Genomic DNA, 17456 nt, shown 5'->3' on the forward strand with positions numbered 1-17456 from the left:
CGGACCTGTCCGACATTTAATCCACCTGTCCAGATTGTAACTGGAGAGGCTGCAACTCGACCGGCAGCTTCAGTTCAGGACGCACCCGGTGGAGGGGTCCGACGCAGGGCGCTTGAGGGGGCGTTCGGTGATGTTCCGTGTCGGGTGAACTGCGCCGAGGGCGCGGAGCCGCCTGCTCTCTCCGTAGAGGCGTCCGATGAGCTGCGCACCCATAGCCTTGACTCCGCCGGCCGTTCGACGGGGCATGAGCTCCGGCCTTGCCCTGCTGGCGGCGCTCGGGCTCGCGACTGTGGTTCACGCCCAGACGCCCGCGCCTGCCGAAGTAGCGCCCGCAGCGGCCGAAACTCAGATCAGGACCTACACGCCGGCCGACTTCGCCCGCTTTGCGCCGTCCAACGCGCTGGACATGCTGAACCAGGTGCCGGGATTCTCCATCCGGACCGATGTTGTGGAACGCGGACTCGGAGAGGCGACGGGCAATGTGCTCGTCAACGGCCAGCGGGCGTCCAACAAGAGCGACGACGTCCTGGCCCAGCTGCGCCGCATACCGGCCGCCAACGTAGAGCGGATCGAAATACGCGATGCGGCCGGCCTCCGGATACCCGGCCTTTCGGGGCAGGTCGCAAACATCATCGTCAAGGCAGGGGGGCTGACCGGTCAGTATGCATACACGCCCGAGTACCGCGCGCGGTTCACCGAGCCGGTCTGGACCCGGTTCAACGTCTCCGTCAGCGGGGAGAGGGGACCGGTCCAGTACACCTTCGGCCTTGAAAACCAGGTCAATCACAGCGGAGCCGGAGGTGACACCTTCATTTACAATCCTGACGGGAGCATCCGCGAGGAGCGTTATGATGTCTGGACGGCGGATTCGAACCAGCCTCGGGCGACCGCGCGGTTCAGGGTGGATGGTCCCGGCGATGCGGCGGGCAATCTGAGCCTCGCCTACCGCGACATCAGGTCGGATTATCTCGAGGAGAGCCGCCGCACCCCGGCTACAGGCGTGGCGCGCACGGTCGATTTCGACAACCTGACCGAAGGCTTCGATTACGAGATCGGCGGTGACTACGAGTTTGCGGTCGGGGCGGGTCGGCTGAAGCTGATCGGGCTGGACCGACTCCGCGACGTCGAATTCGAGAACAATGTCGTCTCCACCTGGGACGATGGTCGGGCGAACACCGGCGACCGCCTCACCGGCCGCTCAGAGGAATCGGAGAGGATCGGCCGCGGCGAATACCGCTGGAAACAAGGCAAGGCGGACTGGCAGATCTCGGTGGAGGCCGCGTTCAATGCTCTCGACAGCGAGAGCCGGCTGTTCCTGCTGCAACCGGCAGGGAACTACACGGAAATTCCCTTCCCCGGCGCGACGGCGCGGGTCGAGGAGATGCGCTACGAGGCCATCGCCAGCTACGGCCGCCCTCTCAGCCCGACGTTCTCGTTCCAGATCGCCGCGGGCGCGGAGTATTCGGAACTCAGCCAGATCGGCGGCAATGGCCTTACGCGCACCTTCCAGCGGCCCAAAGGCCAGCTGACCGCCGTGTGGCAGGCCTCGCCGGAGACGCGGTACAATATCCGTCTTCAGCGCCGGGTCGGCCAGCTGAACTTCGGCGACTTCCTCGCGTCGATCGACCTGAGCAACAACACCAGCGAGGAAGAGAATCCCAATCTGGTGCCGCCACAAAGCTGGGAAGCCGAGGTCGAGGCGAACCACAGCCGCGGTGCTTGGGGCAGTTCGACGCTGAGGGTTTACGCCCACCTCATCGACGACATCGTGGACATCATCCCGGTCGGCGCGACAGGGCAGTCTGTCGGCAATCTCGACAGCGCGACGCGATACGGAGTCGAATGGCGCAATACCGTCAACCTCGACCCCATGGGCTGGCGCGGGGTCAAGATCGATACCCGTCTCTGGTTCCAGGAGACGAGCCTCGAGGACCCGGTCACGGGCGAGGACCGGCCAATCACGGGGAACCTTCGCCGCTTCGTCAGCCTTTCGTTCCGTCACGACGTGCCGGAGACGCCTTGGGCCTATGGCTTCGGCGTCAGCCACCAGCGCTACGCGCCTACCTTCCGGCCGTCAGAAGTCGCGCACGGATTTGAGTTCCCCGTCAGCGGCAACGTCTTCGTCGAGCACAAGGATGTGTATGGCCTGACAGTTCGGGCCAGTGTCGGCAACGTGTTCAGCGGCGAAAGCTATCTGCGCCGCACCAGCTTCGCGGGGCGGCGCACGGACCCCGTATCATTCTATGAGCGGCGCGACAGGACGGTTGGTCCGATCTACGCGCTTGAAATCAGGGGCAAGTTCTAAAGTCGTCCGGGGAACATTACCGGCTTGGTTCAGGTGTCGGGCATCTGGCTCAGAAGCAGCCAGAAGAGGGAAGCGACGCCGATCAGGTGGGTGAGGATCATGACCCCTAACCGGGTGCGAAACGGTTCCTTGCGCGTCTTGTGGCGAAGCAGGTGCTGGCCCGTCCAGCCGCCCAGACCCCCGAACACCGAGGCGAGAAGGAGGGTGCTCTCCCCCACGCGCCATCCATGTTCGCGGGACTGATGCTTGTCGAACCAGAACAGGCAGAATGTCGCCGCCTCGGCCAGGATCAGCAGGATGAGCCCCCGGTCGATGACAGAGACGCTGAGCACAGGCTCAGCCATAATCCTGGATCGGCCGAACATCCAGGTCCCCGGCCTTGATCGCCCCGATCGCCTGTGACGCCGCGAGCGCCCCGGCGGTCGTGGTGTAGTAGGGGATCTTCATCATCAGGGCCGTCCGGCGCAGGCTGAAGCTGTCCTGCAGCGACTGCTTGCCCTCGGTCGTGTTGATAACCAGCTGGACCTCGCCGTTCTTCATCGCGTCGACTATGTGCGGACGGCCCTCCAGCACCTTCTTGACGAAGGTCACGGGCAGGCCTTGGTCGACCAGGAAGCTGTGCGTGCCACCCGTCGCCATCACGCTGAAGCCCTCGGCCAGCAGGGTCTTCACCGCATCGACGATGAACGGCTTGTCGCCGTCCTTGACGCTGACGAAGGCGCAGCCGGCGACGGGCAGGGTGGTGCCGCCCCCGATCTGGCTCTTGGCGAAGGCGCGGGCGAAGGCGGGGGCCATGTCGGCCTCGCCGTCGCGCTTCCAGTCCAGCCCCATGACCTCGCCCGTCGAACGCATCTCGGGACCCAGGATGGTGTCGACGCCGGCGAAGCGCGCGAACGGGAAGACAGCCTCCTTGACCGCGATATGGTCGTACGGCTTGTCGGCCAGGCCGAACGACTTCAGCGGCACGCCGGCCATGACCTTGGCGGCGATCGACGCGATGGGCTGGCCGATGGTCTTGGCCACGAAGGGCGCCGTGCGGCTGGCGCGCGGATTGACCTCCAGCACGAAGATGCGCGGTTCGGCGCTGTGCGGCTCCTCGATGGCGAACTGCACGTTCATCAGGCCACGGACCTTCAGCGCCCGCGCCATGGCCTCGGTCTGGCGCTTCAGCTCGGCGACGATCTCGGCCGACAGCGAGAACGGCGGCATCGAACAGGCGCTGTCGCCGGAGTGCACGCCGGCCTCCTCGATATGCTCCAGCACGCCGGCGACGAAGACCGTCTCGTCGTCGCACAGGGCGTCGACGTCGACCTCGGTGGCGCGGTTCAGATAGTGGTCGATCAGCACGGGATCGTCGCCCGACACCCGCATGGCCTCGCCGACGTAGCGATCCAGCTGCTCGCGGTCGTGGACGATCATCATGCCGCGGCCGCCCAGCACATAGGAGGGACGCAGCACGACCGGATAGCCGACCTCGTCCGCCTTGCGCGCGGCTTCTTCGGCGCTGCGGGCCAGACCGTTCGGCGGCTGCATCAGGCCGATGTCGTGCAGCATGACCTGGAACCGCTCGCGATCCTCGGCCAGATCGATGGAGTCCACGCTGGTGCCCAGGATCGGCACGCCGTCTTCCTGCAGGGCATGGGCCAGCTTCAACGGAGTCTGGCCGCCGAACTGCACGACCACGCCGATCAGCTCGCCCTTCGAGCGCTCGACATCGATCAGCTCCAGCACGTCCTCGGCCGTCAGCGGCTCGAAATACAGCCGGTCCGAGGTGTCGTAGTCGGTCGACACCGTCTCGGGGTTGCAGTTGACCATGATCGACTCCACGCCGATGTCGTCGAAGGCGAAGGCCGCGTGGCAGCAGCAGTAATCGAACTCGATGCCTTGCCCGATCCGGTTCGGCCCGCCGCCGAGGATGATCGCCTTCCTGCGGTCGCTCGGGTCGGACTCGCAGGCCGGAACCTGACCCAGCGCGCCGGTCTCGTAGGTCGAATACATATAGGCGGTGGCGCTGGCGAACTCGGCCGCGCAGGTGTCGATCCGCTTGAACACCGGGCGGACGTCGAGGGCGCGGCGGGCCTTGCGAACGGCGGCCTCCGTTGCGCCGGTCAACTGAGCGAGGCGGGCGTCCGAGAAGCCCTTGGCCTTCAGCTTGCGGAAGTCGGTGGCGGTGGTCGGCAGGCCCTGAACGACGATGTGGCCCTCGGTGCGCACGATGTCCGCGATCTGGCGCAGGAACCACGGCTCGTAGGAGCAGGCGGCGTTGACCTCCTCTACCGACAGACCATGACGGAAGGCTTGGGCGATGACGCGGATGCGGTCCGGCGTCGGCTGGCCCAGCGCCCGCACGACGGCGGCGCGGACAGAGGCCTCGTCGTCGACCTCCAGCACCCCGTCGATCTCGATCTCGTTGAAGCCGGTCAGGCCGGTCTCCAGCCCCCGCAGCGCCTTCTGCATCGACTCCTGGAAGGTTCGGCCGATGGCCATGACCTCGCCGACCGATTTCATTGACGTCGACAGGGTCGCCTCGGCCCCGGGGTATTTCTCGAATGCGAAGCGCGGGATCTTGGTGACCACATAATCGATGCTCGGCTCGAACGAGGCCGGCGTGACCTGGGTGATGTCGTTGGTGAGTTCGTCCAGCGTGTAGCCGACGGCCAGCCGGGCGGCGACCTTGGCGATCGGGAACCCCGTGGCCTTGGACGCCAGCGCCGAGGACCGCGACACGCGCGGATTCATCTCGATCACCACCATCCGGCCGTCCGCCGGGTTGATCGCCCACTGCACGTTCGACCCGCCGGTCTCGACGCCGATCTCGCGCAGGACGTTGATCGAGCCCGTGCGCATCCGCTGGTACTCTTTGTCGGTCAGCGTCAGGGCCGGGGCGACGGTGATGGAGTCGCCGGTGTGCACCCCCATCGGGTCGATGTTCTCGATGGAGCAGATGATGATGCAGTTGTCCGCCTTGTCGCGGACGACCTCCATCTCATACTCCTTCCAGCCCAGCACCGACTCCTCGATGAGGACTTCGGTGGTCGGCGACAGGTCGAGGCCGCGCTCCACGATCTCGCGGAACTCCTCGACATTGTAGGCGATGCCGCCGCCGGTGCCGGCGAGGGTGAAGCTGGGGCGGATGATCGCCGGCAGACCCACGAACTCCAGCGCGTCTTCGGCCTCGTCGATGTGGTGGATGGCCTTGGACCGCGGGCTCTCGAGGCCCAGCTTGTCCATGGCGTCACGGAATTTCTGGCGGTCCTCGGCCTTGTCGATGACGTCGGCGCGGGCCCCGATCATCTCGACGCCCCACTTTTTCAGCGCGCCCGAGGCGTCCAGCGCCAGCGCCGTATTGAGCGCGGTCTGCCCGCCCATGGTCGGCAGCAGGGCGTCGGGCCGCTCTTTCTCGATGATGCGCTCGACGAACTCCGGCGTGATCGGCTCGATGTAGGTGGCGTCGGCCACCTCCGGGTCCGTCATGATCGTGGCCGGATTGGAATTGACCAGAACGACCCTATATCCCTCGGCCTTCAGCGCCTTGCACGCCTGGACGCCGGAATAGTCGAACTCGCACGCCTGTCCGATCACAATGGGCCCCGCCCCAATGATCAGGATCGACTGAATATCCGTGCGCTTCGGCATTGTTTCTACAGCACTTTCAGTTCGTCACGACCGCGCACTCCCAGCCGTCGTAATCCAGCTGGAAGGCCGCGGCCCAGGATTGCATCATGGCGGAGACCGGGTCGAAGGACGTCTGATCCACCGCCATCGTGGTTTCGAGGATGGTGCAGTCGTCCTGCCCCCGCGTCAGGAAGCCGGCCCGTCGCGCCACCTCGTTGAGGTCGTCGTGATCCCCCGCCCCGTAGAAGTAGAACAGCGTGTGCCTGGGCGTGATGCCGCTGTCGCCATGCTCCGCAAGGGACGCCCGGACCATGGCGTCGCGCTCTTCGTGAGGGACGGCGTCATCGGTCAAGGCGGCGGCTCTCCTCGCGTGCGCGGGCTCGGCGCGGGCAGGGGCCTGCGCGGGGCGGTTCCGGTTGTCGGTTAAGCGGCCCGTTTAGAGAGGGGGGGCGGCAGTGGCAACGAAAAAGGGGCGGCTCTTGCGAGCCGCCCCCCGTTCGTGATCGTCCGTGCTGTTTAGAACGGGCGCCAGTTCAGGCCGATGAAGAAGCGACGGCCGTAGGGGTCGAAGTTCGAGTATAGCGTGGTGCCGAGATAGGGCGCCTGCTCCGCGTCGAACGCGTTGACCACGCCCGCCCGCAGCGACAGGTCGTCCCGCACATTGTACCGGACCGTGAAGTCGTTCCGGGCGAAGTTGCGGGTGTCCCGCTCGTCGAAGGCCCGCTGGTCCGGGTTGGCGATCAGATCCCGGATCTGCACGATGTCCTGGGCGGTCTGCCAGTCCATCGTCCAGTTGACGCTCCACACGTCGTTCGGGGTCCAAGTCAGCGACGAGGTCATGCGAACGCGCGGGTAGAACAGCGTGCTCGACAGTTCGTCGAAGTCCGAGGGATCCTCCGAGTTCAGGAACTGCTGCTGCTCGATCAGCCACAGGCCGCCCAGCGAGTAGTCCAGCGTGCCCCAGTTGCGGCCCATCATCTCCTCGAAGTCGAAGGAGTACCGCGCCGTGAAGTCCAGACCGCGGGTCGACAGCGAGGCGTAGTTGACCGACCCCTCGATGAAGCCGCCGATCGGATCCCCAACCGGAGCGCCGATGCCGAACGGGATGTCCGGGTTGTTGCGGAAGATGGTGGCGCAGGCGGCCGAGTTCAGCGTCGGGCCGCTCACGCAGTTGGCCGCCACGGTTCCCGCCGAAACCGCCGAGATCACTTGATCGATCTCGATCTCGTAATAGTCCAGCACCAGCGAGAAGTTCGGGATGAAGCGCGGACGCAGCACCGTCGAGAAGGTGAAGCTTTCCGACTCTTCCGGGTTCAGGAACGGGTTGCCGCCGCTGACGCCCGCCACGCCCGACTGATAGTCGGGGCGGAAGTCGTCGGCGTTGGTCGCCGTGGCGCCGGCGAAGTCGAACGTCAGACCTTGCTGCTGGGCCAGGGCCGTGCAGTTGGCGATGCGGTTCGCTTGCGTTTCGGCGTCCTGGGCCGCGATCGCCAAGGTGGCGCAGGGATCGACGATGTCGTTCAGGAACGTCTGGCTGTAGGGCGAGAAATTCTCACCCAGGTTCGGCACGCGAACCGAAGTGTTGAAGCTGGTCTTGAACGAGATGTCCTCGATCGGACGGTAGACCAGGTTCACGCCATAGACGTCGACGTTCCCGACGGTGCTGTAGTCGGCGTAGCGATACGAACCGCTCAGTTCGGCATACTCGCCCATCCAGCTGTCGCGGAACAGCGGCAGCGACAGTTCGGCGAAGGCTTCCTTGCTGGTGTATTCTGCTTCCGGGAAATCCGGACCGGTGTTGAGGAACAGCAGCGGACGGCCGGCGGTGTCATTGTCGCGGCCGGTGGCCGAGGTGGCTTCGCGACGGTACTCGGCGCCGAGGGCCAGACCGATCGGTCCGGCGCCCCACAGGTCCCACAGATTGCCGGAGACCGAAGCGATCGCCTGCTCCTGCTCGTTGCGCTCCGTGATGCCGACGACGGCGTCGATGTACGCCAGAGCTTCAGCGCTCTGGTTGCCCTTGCCGAAGACGTTGAGCGGAGCGCACTCGTCGATCGACTGTTGACCATACGCCGTGTCGCGCAGATCCCCCGGAGCGGCGGGCCCCTGCGAAAGACGGCCGGGCGCCACGCCTTGGGCGGCGAGCAGTTGAACGCGGCAGACGATTTCACCGGGCGTTCCGTTGACGATGCCAGCGGTGTCGACAACGGCGTCCGCGGCGAGGGCGAAGCGCTGGCTGTCGACGGCCCGTTCACGGTTCTCGACCTCGACCTCACCGTAGGTGTAGCCGATGTCCCACGAGATATCGCTGACGAAGCCGAGTTGATCGCGGACGCCCCGGATGCCGGCGACGAAGCGCGTCAGTTCGCGGGTGTTCTCCTGGCTGCGGTCCGGACCGAACAGGCTGTGACGAGCCTGCTGCACGAGGATGGGCGCCAGCGGCGTGCCGGGGCTGGTCGCGGTAGGCGGCGAATAGGGCGTCACGAAGTTGTTCGCGATCGCCGCCTTCACATTGGCCGGCAGGAAGGCGTTGTCGCTCCAGCGCAGGTCGAAGTTGGCGACGTTGTAGATCGGGTTGGCCCGGGTCGCGCTGTAGGAATCGACCAGATCGATGTCGAAGAACGTCGGCTGCGAGACGTCGTACGAGTCTTCGGTGATGTATTTGGCTTCACCGTAGAGGGTGATGTCCGGCGTCAGTTCGAAGTTCAGGCCGGTCTGGAAGCGCGCCGATTCCGAGCTGGGCACCCGTGAGCCGGTGCTGAATTCCGCCGGGTTCTCGCCGTCGCCGCCGATGTTGTACGGACGGTTGGCGCCCGTGTTGCCGACGCGGGTGCCGAAGTTGGCCAGACGCGCCGTATTGCCCTCGTACCAGTAGGTCCGGCCCGGCGTGACGCCGAAGCAGTTGGCCGCGTAGGTGAAGGAGAACTGGTCGGTCGGATCAGGGAAGCAGTTCTCGTAAGGGACGTCCGGATCGCTCAGCGGGCTCGGCTGCTGGACGGTGACGAGCGTCGTCTGACCCCAGCGGGGCAGGTCGATGCGGCGCACGCCGGTGAACAGGGTCGCGTCCTGGATGCCGTCGAAGCGGGCGGTGGTCGGATCGGCGTCCGTGCCGATGCGGACCGGAGCGTTGCGCAGCCAGTCGATGTCGAGCGAGGTGACTTCGTCGATTTCCTCGTACTCGCCGTGAACATAGACGTTCAGGCGGTCGTCGAGGAGATTGGTGCCCCAAAGCGCGGAGAAGCGTTTGTTGGCTTCACCGTGCTGGTTGATCATGCCGTAGTTGGCGTCGATCTCCAGGCCTTCGAAATCCTTGCGCAGGATGAAGTTCAGGACGCCCGAAACGGCGTCGGCGCCGTAAACCGAGGCCGCGCCGCCCGTGACGATCTCGATGTTCTCGATCAGCAGGCGGGGGATGGTGTCGATGTCGACCGAAAGCGAGCCGCCGTTCGAACCGACGTGACGGCGGCCGTCTACCAGCGTCAGGGTGCGGTTCGACCCGAGGCTGCGCAGGTTCGGCAGCGACAGACCGGAGTCGCCGAGGCCGGAGCCCGTGGTGTCCGACGGAACGACGGAGTTCGACAGGGCCGGGATGGTCGCGAGATAGTCGATGACCGTGGCCTGACCGGTGTTCAGCAGCTCTTCGCGCTGAACCTGGATCAGCGGGGTCGGGGCGTTGGTCGGGTCGCGGCGGATGCGCGAACCGGTGACCACGATTTCTCCGAGCTGGGCGGCTTCGGGCTCGGCCGGATCCGGGATCTGGTTGACCGGCGCGTTCTGAACCGTGTTCGGATCGGTGGCCGGGGAGGGCGTCTGGGCGAAAGCGGTCGCCGAGAACGCCATTGCGCCCGCCAGAACCGTGCTGGCGAGCAGATGGTTACGCTTTGCAGTCATAAAATTAGGTCTCGATCGTGAGAGGAACCGGAAGCCTGCCTCCCCCAAGCCAGACGACCGACACAAACTCACCACAGATATGCCGGGTCAAGACCTCTGGCGGACATATCTAAAATATTTCTGCGTTACTTGAGCAATGGTCCAGCTTGTTCTGTCATGCGACGACGTTAGTCGAACGAGCGTTGCTGTTCTTCGATCCAGTCCGGAAGTTGCTCGATCGAATGCAAGGCTCCGTAGCGGGTGTGGCCCTCGGGGGCATCGGCCAACTCGTGCGCCCAGGTGATCGCATACGGGATGTGGACGGCAAATGCGCCGGCCTGGAGAGCAGGCAACACGTCCGACTTCATCGAGTTCCCGGCCATTACGGCTTCCTCCGCCCCGGTTCCGTGGCGGGCGAAGATTCGTTCGTAGGTAGACCGGTCCTTCTCCGAAACGATCTCGATCGCAGCAAACAGGTCGCCGAGCCCCGAGGCCGCCAGCTTCCGTTCCTGATCCAGCAGATCGCCCTTGGTGATCAGCACCAGACGGTGGCGTTCCGACAGACGCGCCAGCGCCTCGTCCACGCCGGGGAGGGTTTCGACCGGGTGAGCCAGCATCTCGCGACCGGCTGCCAGAATTTCCCGGATCGCGCCCGATGGCGGGTCGCCGCCGCACATCTCCATCGCGGTCTCGATCATCGACAGGGTGAAACCCTTTACCCCGTAACCATAGAGCCGAAGGTTGCGGCGTTCGACCTCCGCCAGTCGCTGCTGGACCGCCTCGGTGTCGTGCTCGGACAACAGCTCGAGGAACCGCGTCTGCGTCAGGCGGAAGATAGTCTCGTTGTGCCAGAGGGTATCGTCGGCATCGAGGCCGACCGTGGTGATGGTCATGGCCGTCCTTCGCGCGGGACGGCGGCGGATTCAACCCGTGAAAAGGTCTCAGGACGGGTCGTTCAGGGCCGTGCGGAGAAAGGCGAGAAGCCGTGGCCATCCATCCGCCCGCGCCGCCACCAGTCCGGGGATGGTGCCGCCGACGGACAGCGCCCGCTCCAGTCCCGGCGCATCAGCCGCCACCGGCGGTCCGAACACCGCGTGTCCCGCGTCTGGGTAGGCGACGTGAATTACGGGGTAGGCGAAGTCATGGGCCCGCAGACGGTTCTCCACCCGGCGAGCCATCTCGGCGGACGGCCAGAGTGTGTCGGCCTCGCCGGAAAGCATCAGGATCGGGCCGTTGATTCGCTCCACCTGGATTTCCGCCTCGGCAGGCGCCGTGGGCAAGCGGTCGGCGTAGAGCCGGTAGATGCTGAGGAAACCGTTGCTGGTTTCATACGGTGCGAAGGACAGGGGCTCGCCGCCCTCAGTCCATGACGAGCCGGTCGGGCCGCCTCGGAGATCGATACCCTGCCAAACAAGATTGGACGGCACCCCGACGGCGACGGCGCGGATCGCTGGCGTGCGGCTGGCGACCAGCAGCGCCAGCTCGGCGCCCTTGGACACGCCGACGATAGCGATCGGCCCGCTCGCCTCTGGTCTCTCCGCCAGCCAGGCAAGGGCACGACCGATTGGCTCGATCGGGATTTGATCGAGGCGCGCCGCCTGCCCCGGCTCGCCGAAGTAGGAGACGGCGATGGCGTTGAAGCCCTCTGCCGCGAGACGGCGCGCCAGAGTCCTCGATCCGCCGAGGCCGCCTTCGGAACCACCCAGCACGATGACGCCGCCAAGAGCCGTGGGGCGTGAGGCTGCGAAATAGTCGGCGACCAGCCCGTCCTGCCGAATCTCGACGGTTGCGGGGGTTGGTGCAGGGGTGGCCGTGGCTGGAGGCGGTTGCGTTTGGGCCAAGGACGGCGTGGCGGTGCTGAGGAAGGCGGCAACCAGAAGAGTGCGGACGGCGAGGGACATGTCGATTTCCTATGCGCAGAGAACTTTACAACACAAAGTAGGCCCGCGGTCAAGGCGCTCGGTTCGGTGCGGGCCTGGATGTGGTGAAAATCCGTTGACCGCGTTTGTTGGCGATCTGTTGGCTCCAGAGGTTCACCGTGTTGCGCTCACGAGTCTCATGTCGAGGAGGCAGCGATGCCGTACCGCCTCGGCCCCACGCACCCGGACAGCGCGGGAACCGCAGAAAACCATCCGTCCGGAGACGGCCGATCGATCGGCGAGCGCCGCTCGTATGCGGCGGCGTATGAGAGCCTGACCTTTCCGCTGGTCACGCGCGGCGGTCGAGAGCTGACGGTCACGCTTGCGGCCCAGCCGGTGTTCGATCTGACCAGGTCGGCTCCGGTGGCGCGGCGCGTTCGCCGGTCGATCCGTCACAGGGGCGGCGAGAGCGCGCTCGTCGGGCTGGGCGGCCGTACCATCGAAGCCGTCGATCTGAAGCGGATCGACCTTCAGACGTTGAGGGACGGACTGGACCTGCTTCGGCTGGGGCCGGACGACAGTGGCGTCGTGCCGGCTTTCTGGCGGACCATCGCATCCTCGGGCGGACGGTTCGCGCTGTTGTGCACGGAGCTGCAGCACCCGGCCGCCCCGGGCGCCCTGCTGGTCGAGGTGATGGGCGGGCTGGAGCAGGCGCCGGCAGAGGCGATCGCCGAGGCGATCTCGCATTTCCAAACCCGGGCCGTGGGAGTCATCCTGCACGTGGCTCCGGACGCAGGAGCGGTTCGCAGGCTGGCCTCGATCAACGCCCAGTGTCTCGCCATCGACTTCGCGGGGGTCGAGCACGAGGCCATGCGCGACTGGCAGGGGGCTGCTCAGCTGATCGCGGCCGCGCGGGAGGCGTGCCAGCAGGTCATGCTGCTGAACCTGCGTCCGGATCGGGGACTGGCTGCGCAGGCGGCTGGCGCGACCCATGCGGTCTTCGCGGGCATGGAAGCGGTCATCGTCTGACGGACGGTTGACGCCGCGCTTCGCCGCAGGCCTTGATCGGTCATGCAGGCCACGCTTCCCGCCCGACTCTATGGATGCCCCGATGCGTGGACGCGGGAGCGTTGCGCGGTCTTCGGTAGCGCCTGGCTGTTCCTGGCGCATGAGGCGGAGGCTGGTGCACCCGGCGACTGGATCGCGGCGGATGTGGCCGGACATCGGCTGCTGGCGGTGCGGGGCAAGGATGGCGTTCTGCGGGCGTTTCACAACGTCTGCCGGCACCGGGCGGGGCCTCTGGTGCAGGGGACTAGTGGGCGGTGCGAGGGCGAGCTGGTCTGCGGCTATCACGGCTGGCGGTATGCACTGGACGGGCGGCTGCGGGCGGCGACGGGGTTCGGGAACGCGGACGGTTTCGATCCGCGCGAGTTCGGACTGCTGGGGGTGACGCTGGAGGTCTGGCGGGGGCTGGTGTTCGTCAACCTCGATCCGGACGCGGCGCCGTTGGCCGATAGCGTGGCACCGCTCGAGGCGCTGCTGGCTGAGCGAGGGCTGGAGATCGCCGCGCCGGCGGTGCGGCGCAGCCATGAGCTGGCCTGCGACTGGAAGGTCTACGCCGAGAACTATCTGGAGGGGTATCACATCGGTTCGGTGCATCCGGTGCTCGCTGACGAGCTGGGCTCGGCGGAGTATCGCATCCGGGTGGAGGGCGATCTGGTTGTTCAAGAGGCGGTCGGGGTGAACGACGGGCCGCAGGCGGGGGTCTGGGGGTGGCTGTGGCCGAACCTAGGGATCAACGTCTATCGCGACGGGGCCATGATCGAGCGGATGACGCCGACGGGCCCGGGTCGGACGCGGCTGGACTATCTGTTCCTGAACGACGGCGGAGCCGGGGCTCTCGGAGAGGCGATCGAGGCGTCGGACCGGCTGACCGCCGAGGATGCGCGGATCTGCGAGGCGGTGCAGGCGAATCTGTCGGCGGGAGCGTATGACAGGGGCGTGCTCAGTCCGCGGCATGAGGCCGCCGTAGCCTGGTTTCAGTCCCGCCTTGCGGAGGTCCATGGATGAACGACGCGACCCGCCACATTCCGCTGCCCGAAGAGCCGCTGTCCGATCGGCACAAGTTGGGCTGGGGGCTGGCCGCCCTGGTGGTCGCCGGCAACATGATCGGCTCCGGCGTGTACCTGCTGCCGGTCAGTCTGGCGTCGGTGGGCAGTTCCAGCCTGATCGGCTGGCTGGTCGCGGGGGCAGGGGCGGTGACGTTGGCGCTGGTGTTCGGCGCGCTTGGGCGGCTGCAGCCGGACGCGGACGGCCTGCCCGGCTTCGCGGAGCGCGGGCTTGGGCGGTTCTTCGGATTCCAGACGGCGCTGGCCTTCTGGACCGCCTGCCTCGTCGGCAACGTGGCCATCGCGGTGGCGGCGACAGGGTATCTCGGCTTCTTCTGGCCGGTGCTGAAGGACCCGATCGCGGCGACCTTCTGCAATCTCGGCATCATCTGGCTGGCGACCATCGCCTACATCATCGGGGCGAGGACGGCGTCCGGGCTGGCCGCCGTCGCGCTGGCCATCGGGCTGGCCCCGATCGTGGTCGCCGTGGCTGCCGGGATCATGGCCTTCGATCCGGAGACCTTCGCCGCTTCGTGGAGCCCCTCGGGGACGGCGCTCGTGGCCAGCGTGCCGGCCTCGCTGGCGGTGATCTTCTGGGCCTTCCTGGGCGTTGAGAGCGCCGCGGCCCTGTCGGTGCGGGTCAAGCACCCGGGGCGGGACGTCGGCCGCGCCTCGGTGGCGGGGGTGCTGCTGGCCACCGTGGTCTATGTCGCGGCGACCGTGGCGGTGTTCGGGGTCATCCCGGCCGATGTGCTGGCCAACTCGACCAGCCCCTATGCCGATCTGGCGGCTCGGGTGTTCGGGGCCTCGATCGCGGGCGTGGTGGCGGTCTGCGCCGTCATCAAGACCGTGGGCACCGTCGGCGGCTGGGTCATGCTGGGCGGAGAGACGGCCCGCTCGGCGGCGCGTCAGGGCTATCTGCCCTCAGGTTTCGGGGCCGGTGAGCACACGCCCATAGCCAACCCCCTGCTGGGCGCGGCGATCATGACGGTGGTGACGGTTGTGGTCTCGGGCCAGCCGACGCTGGGCGACCAGTTCGGGGTGCTGGCGGGGGCGACTTCGGTGCTGTCGCTGGTGGTCTACGCCATCTGCTCGGCGTCGCTGTTCCGGCTGGCGAGGCGGACGCAGGCCCGGACCATCGCTGTGGCGGGCTTCCTGTTCGCCTGCGCGGCGGTGGGCTTCGCGGGCCTCGAATACGTCTGGCCGGCGGCGGCGTTTTTCGTACTGACCACGGTCGCCTGGTTCCTCTTCATGCGGAAAGGCCGGCGTCCGGTTGACCCGGCCACGGGCGAGGCCTAACCACCCCGCCGTTTGTCCGCCGGGATTCGGTGGCAGGAGGATGCGCATGACCACCCAGCTGCTCCCCGGCGTCACCGGCGTCCTCGCCCTCGCGGACGGAACCATCCTGCAAGGCATCGGCTGTGGCGCGACGGGCTCGGCGCTGGGCGAGGTGGTCTTCAACACCGCCATGACCGGGTATCAGGAGATTCTGACCGACCCGTCCTACATGAGCCAGATCCTGGCCTTCACCTTCCCGCACGTCGGCAACACCGGGGTGAATGTCGAGGACGTGGAGCAGATCGGCGGCGGCTCCGACACCTCGGCGCGGGGCGCCATCTTCCGGGATGTGCCGACCGATCCGGCCAACTGGCGCAGCGAGAGCGACTTCGACGCCTGGATGAGGCGGCGCGGCGTGGTCGGTCTGGCCGGGGTCGACACGCGGGAGCTGACGGCGCGTATCCGCGACACCGGGGCGCCGCACGCCGTCGTCGCTCATGACCCTGAAGGACTGTTCGATCTCGAGGCGCTGGTGGCGCAGGCCAAGGCCTGGACCGGGCTGGTCGGGCTCGATCTCGCCAAAGACGCTTCGACCCTGCAGTCGTTCGACTGGGACGAGGGGCTGTGGGACTGGCCGGAAGGCCACCCCCGCGTCGACGCCGCCGACCGGTCCGTGGTGGTCGTGGACTATGGCGTGAAGCGCAACATTCTGCGGGCGCTGGCGTCGACGGGCGCGAAGATCACCGTCGTCCCGGCGACGACGACGGCGGAAGAGATTCTGGCGCGCAACCCGGACGGCGTGGTGCTGTCGAACGGGCCGGGCGATCCGGCGGCGACCGGCGAATATGCGGTGCCGGAAATCCGCAAGCTGGTCGACAGCGGCAAGCCGGTGTTCGGCATCTGCCTGGGCCACCAGATGCTCGCGCTCGCTCTGGGCGCGAAGACGGTCAAGATGGATCAGGGCCACCACGGCGCGAACCATCCGGTGAAGGACCTGACCACCGGCAAGGTCGAGATCGTGTCAATGAACCACGGCTTCACGGTGGACCGGGACAGCCTGCCCGACGCGGTGGTGGAAACCCATGTCAGCCTGTTCGACGGCACCAACTGCGGCATCGCCCTGAAGGACCGGCCTGTGTTCAGCGTCCAGCATCACCCGGAGGCGTCGCCGGGACCGACGGACAGCCTCTATCTGTTCCAGCGTTTCGCGGATTCGATGAAGGGCTGAGGCCGTCCCGAACCGGAGTCCCGGCGAGAAAAATAGCGTCCGAAGCGTCCATTGCGTCCGATGCGTCCGATGCGTGCGATGCGTCCGAAACCTCGGGTGCTCCATGCCATGCATCCGCGGCGACGCCGGCAGATTCAGTTTTCAAAGACCACGCCTGCCGAATGAGGCAGACAGCGCATTATGGACCGGCCTGTTCCTAAGACGGGAAGATTGGCTCGAGAAAAACCTATGCCTCTGATCCAGGGCGGAATTGTCCGCTGAACCCGCGCATAATTCCCCGGATTCTAAGCACAGCGTCACGTCCGCTGAGCCGCCCCGCCGGGCGCCATAAGCGCCGCACTAGTCCTCGAAGCCGAACCGCACCGCCACGCTGACGAGGGCGTTTTCCCCGTCGTGCGAGCGCATCAGGACGCTGACGTAGCGAACGGGTCCGAGGCGGCGGCCGGAGGCTTCGGCGATTGTCTCGGCCTGGGCGCGAGCCTTGCGGACGCCGTCGGCGGACGCCTGGTTCCAGACCGCCTCGCCGGGATCGCGGCCTCCATCCAGCCCCAGCAGGGAGATGAAGGGCGCCATTGCCCCGAAATTCACCCCGTTAAGGCTGTCGTCGAGATTGGTGACGCCGGCCTCCACCAGCGCGTCGACGAAGCCCGGCAGGCGGGACTCATTGGGCCGATCCAGCTTGACCTGAACGGATGCCGTGACGGTCCGGGTATCGCCCGGGGCGTCCACGGCCGCGGCCACCATGGCGGCGTCAGAGTTGGTTTCCCCCCCTGCTTCGATGGCGCTCCAGTCGACGTCCGCCATCGGCGAGTCCATCGTCCAGGCGTCAGCCTCGGCGATCGAATAGTTGGTGGCGCCGACGTCGATGGCGACATCGAAGCGGTTGGCGACACCCCGCACGCGCTCGAGCTGGGCGTTGCGGTCTGCGACGGCCTCGACGGCGGTCTTGCCGGTCCCCTTGATGGTGATGGTCATCGGGACGGCGGAGGCGGCGGGCATCGCGGCCTCACCCTGGGCGGTGACGAACAGGCCCGGCCCGCCCGTCATGGACTCCGCCATGCCCTGACCGAACTGGTCGACGGCGGCGGCGACGGGGCCGACAAAATCCTGCGCGGCGGCCGGCGCCGCGCCGGGCATGGCGAGAACAAGCGCGGCGGCGGCCACGACGGCGGTGCGGTTCATGATGCTTCCCC

Annotated in this window: 12 protein-coding genes; 5 read left to right on the top strand and 7 right to left on the bottom strand. The window is 66.9% G+C overall.

Annotation, left to right across the window (positions count from 1 at the left end):
* Positions 1-244 precede the first annotated feature (244 nt).
* Positions 245-2305, top strand: a complete 2061-nt coding sequence (locus tag GGQ87_RS08590) for a TonB-dependent receptor plug domain-containing protein (RefSeq protein WP_168046558.1) — start codon at positions 245-247, stop codon at positions 2303-2305.
* A gap of 29 nt (positions 2306-2334) precedes the next feature.
* On the opposite strand, the gene GGQ87_RS08595 is transcribed toward GGQ87_RS08590, so the two are convergent.
* From GGQ87_RS08595 to GGQ87_RS08620, 6 genes are all read right to left on the bottom strand, one after another.
* Complete coding sequence (locus GGQ87_RS08595) at positions 2335-2649, bottom strand: DUF1294 domain-containing protein (RefSeq protein WP_168046560.1); 315 nt, start codon at positions 2647-2649, stop codon at positions 2335-2337.
* The gene (gene carB, locus GGQ87_RS08600) at positions 2642-5941 is read right to left on the bottom strand and encodes a carbamoyl-phosphate synthase large subunit (protein ID WP_168046562.1); all 3300 of its coding nucleotides are present in this window, start codon (positions 5939-5941) and stop codon (positions 2642-2644) included. The genes GGQ87_RS08595 and carB overlap by 8 nt, the downstream gene beginning before the upstream one ends.
* 16 nt (positions 5942-5957) lie before the next feature.
* Positions 5958-6272, bottom strand: a complete 315-nt coding sequence (locus GGQ87_RS08605) for a ribonuclease E inhibitor RraB (protein ID WP_245161443.1) — start codon at positions 6270-6272, stop codon at positions 5958-5960.
* Positions 6273-6436: 164 nt separating this feature from the next.
* On the bottom strand, positions 6437-9811 hold the full coding sequence (locus GGQ87_RS08610; RefSeq protein WP_168046564.1) for a TonB-dependent receptor domain-containing protein: 3375 nt from the start codon (positions 9809-9811) through the stop codon (positions 6437-6439).
* Between the two features lie 167 nt (positions 9812-9978).
* The gene (locus GGQ87_RS08615; RefSeq protein WP_168046566.1) at positions 9979-10683 is read right to left on the bottom strand and encodes an HAD family hydrolase; all 705 of its coding nucleotides are present in this window, start codon (positions 10681-10683) and stop codon (positions 9979-9981) included.
* 48 nt (positions 10684-10731) lie between these two features.
* Positions 10732-11691: an acyl-CoA thioester hydrolase/BAAT C-terminal domain-containing protein gene (locus GGQ87_RS08620; protein ID WP_168046568.1), complete on the bottom strand. Its 960-nt coding sequence runs from the start codon at positions 11689-11691 to the stop codon at positions 10732-10734.
* A gap of 174 nt (positions 11692-11865) precedes the next feature.
* Here GGQ87_RS08620 and GGQ87_RS08625 point away from each other — a divergent pair, with 174 nt between their 5' ends.
* From GGQ87_RS08625 to carA, 4 genes are read left to right on the top strand one after another with little or no spacing between them, the layout of a single operon-like run.
* Positions 11866-12678 (top strand): hypothetical protein, encoded by an 813-nt coding sequence (locus GGQ87_RS08625; protein WP_168046570.1) that lies wholly within the window; start codon positions 11866-11868, stop codon positions 12676-12678.
* A 42-nt stretch (positions 12679-12720) separates the two neighbouring features.
* On the top strand, positions 12721-13719 hold the full coding sequence (locus GGQ87_RS08630; RefSeq protein WP_168046572.1) for an aromatic ring-hydroxylating oxygenase subunit alpha: 999 nt from the start codon (positions 12721-12723) through the stop codon (positions 13717-13719).
* Complete coding sequence (locus GGQ87_RS08635) at positions 13716-15056, top strand: amino acid permease (RefSeq protein WP_168046574.1); 1341 nt, start codon at positions 13716-13718, stop codon at positions 15054-15056. Before GGQ87_RS08630 ends, GGQ87_RS08635 begins: the two co-directional genes overlap by 4 nt.
* Positions 15057-15102: 46 nt before the next feature.
* Entirely contained in the window at positions 15103-16263 is a 1161-nt protein-coding gene (gene carA, locus GGQ87_RS08640; RefSeq protein WP_168046576.1) for a glutamine-hydrolyzing carbamoyl-phosphate synthase small subunit, read from the top strand.
* A 339-nt stretch (positions 16264-16602) separates the two neighbouring features.
* Here the strand turns inward: carA and GGQ87_RS08645 are convergent, their stop codons facing one another.
* On the bottom strand, positions 16603-17445 hold the full coding sequence (locus GGQ87_RS08645) for an SIMPL domain-containing protein (RefSeq protein WP_168046578.1): 843 nt from the start codon (positions 17443-17445) through the stop codon (positions 16603-16605).
* Between the last annotated feature and the right edge of the window lie 11 nt (positions 17446-17456).

It is taken from the genome of Brevundimonas alba (assembly GCF_011927945.1).
Taxonomy (GTDB): domain Bacteria; phylum Pseudomonadota; class Alphaproteobacteria; order Caulobacterales; family Caulobacteraceae; genus Brevundimonas; species Brevundimonas alba.

Bases quoted from the DNA above. Each gene is read 5' to 3' on its own strand.
- GGQ87_RS08610 (WP_168046564.1), bottom strand. From the start codon at position 9,811: ATGACTGCAAAGCGTAACCATCTGCTCGCCAGCACGGTTCTGGCGGGC.
- GGQ87_RS08595 (WP_168046560.1), bottom strand. From the start codon at position 2,649: ATGGCTGAGCCTGTGCTCAGCGTCTCTGTCATCGACCGGGGGCTCATC.
- GGQ87_RS08630 (WP_168046572.1), top strand. From the start codon at position 12,721: ATGCAGGCCACGCTTCCCGCCCGACTCTATGGATGCCCCGATGCGTGG.
- GGQ87_RS08645 (WP_168046578.1), bottom strand. From the start codon at position 17,445: ATGAACCGCACCGCCGTCGTGGCCGCCGCCGCGCTTGTTCTCGCCATG.
- carB (WP_168046562.1), bottom strand. From the start codon at position 5,941: ATGCCGAAGCGCACGGATATTCAGTCGATCCTGATCATTGGGGCGGGG.
- GGQ87_RS08615 (WP_168046566.1), bottom strand. From the start codon at position 10,683: ATGACCATCACCACGGTCGGCCTCGATGCCGACGATACCCTCTGGCAC.
- carA (WP_168046576.1), top strand. From the start codon at position 15,103: ATGACCACCCAGCTGCTCCCCGGCGTCACCGGCGTCCTCGCCCTCGCG.
- GGQ87_RS08620 (WP_168046568.1), bottom strand. From the start codon at position 11,691: ATGTCCCTCGCCGTCCGCACTCTTCTGGTTGCCGCCTTCCTCAGCACC.
- GGQ87_RS08590 (WP_168046558.1), top strand. From the start codon at position 245: ATGAGCTCCGGCCTTGCCCTGCTGGCGGCGCTCGGGCTCGCGACTGTG.
- GGQ87_RS08635 (WP_168046574.1), top strand. From the start codon at position 13,716: ATGAACGACGCGACCCGCCACATTCCGCTGCCCGAAGAGCCGCTGTCC.
- GGQ87_RS08625 (WP_168046570.1), top strand. From the start codon at position 11,866: ATGCCGTACCGCCTCGGCCCCACGCACCCGGACAGCGCGGGAACCGCA.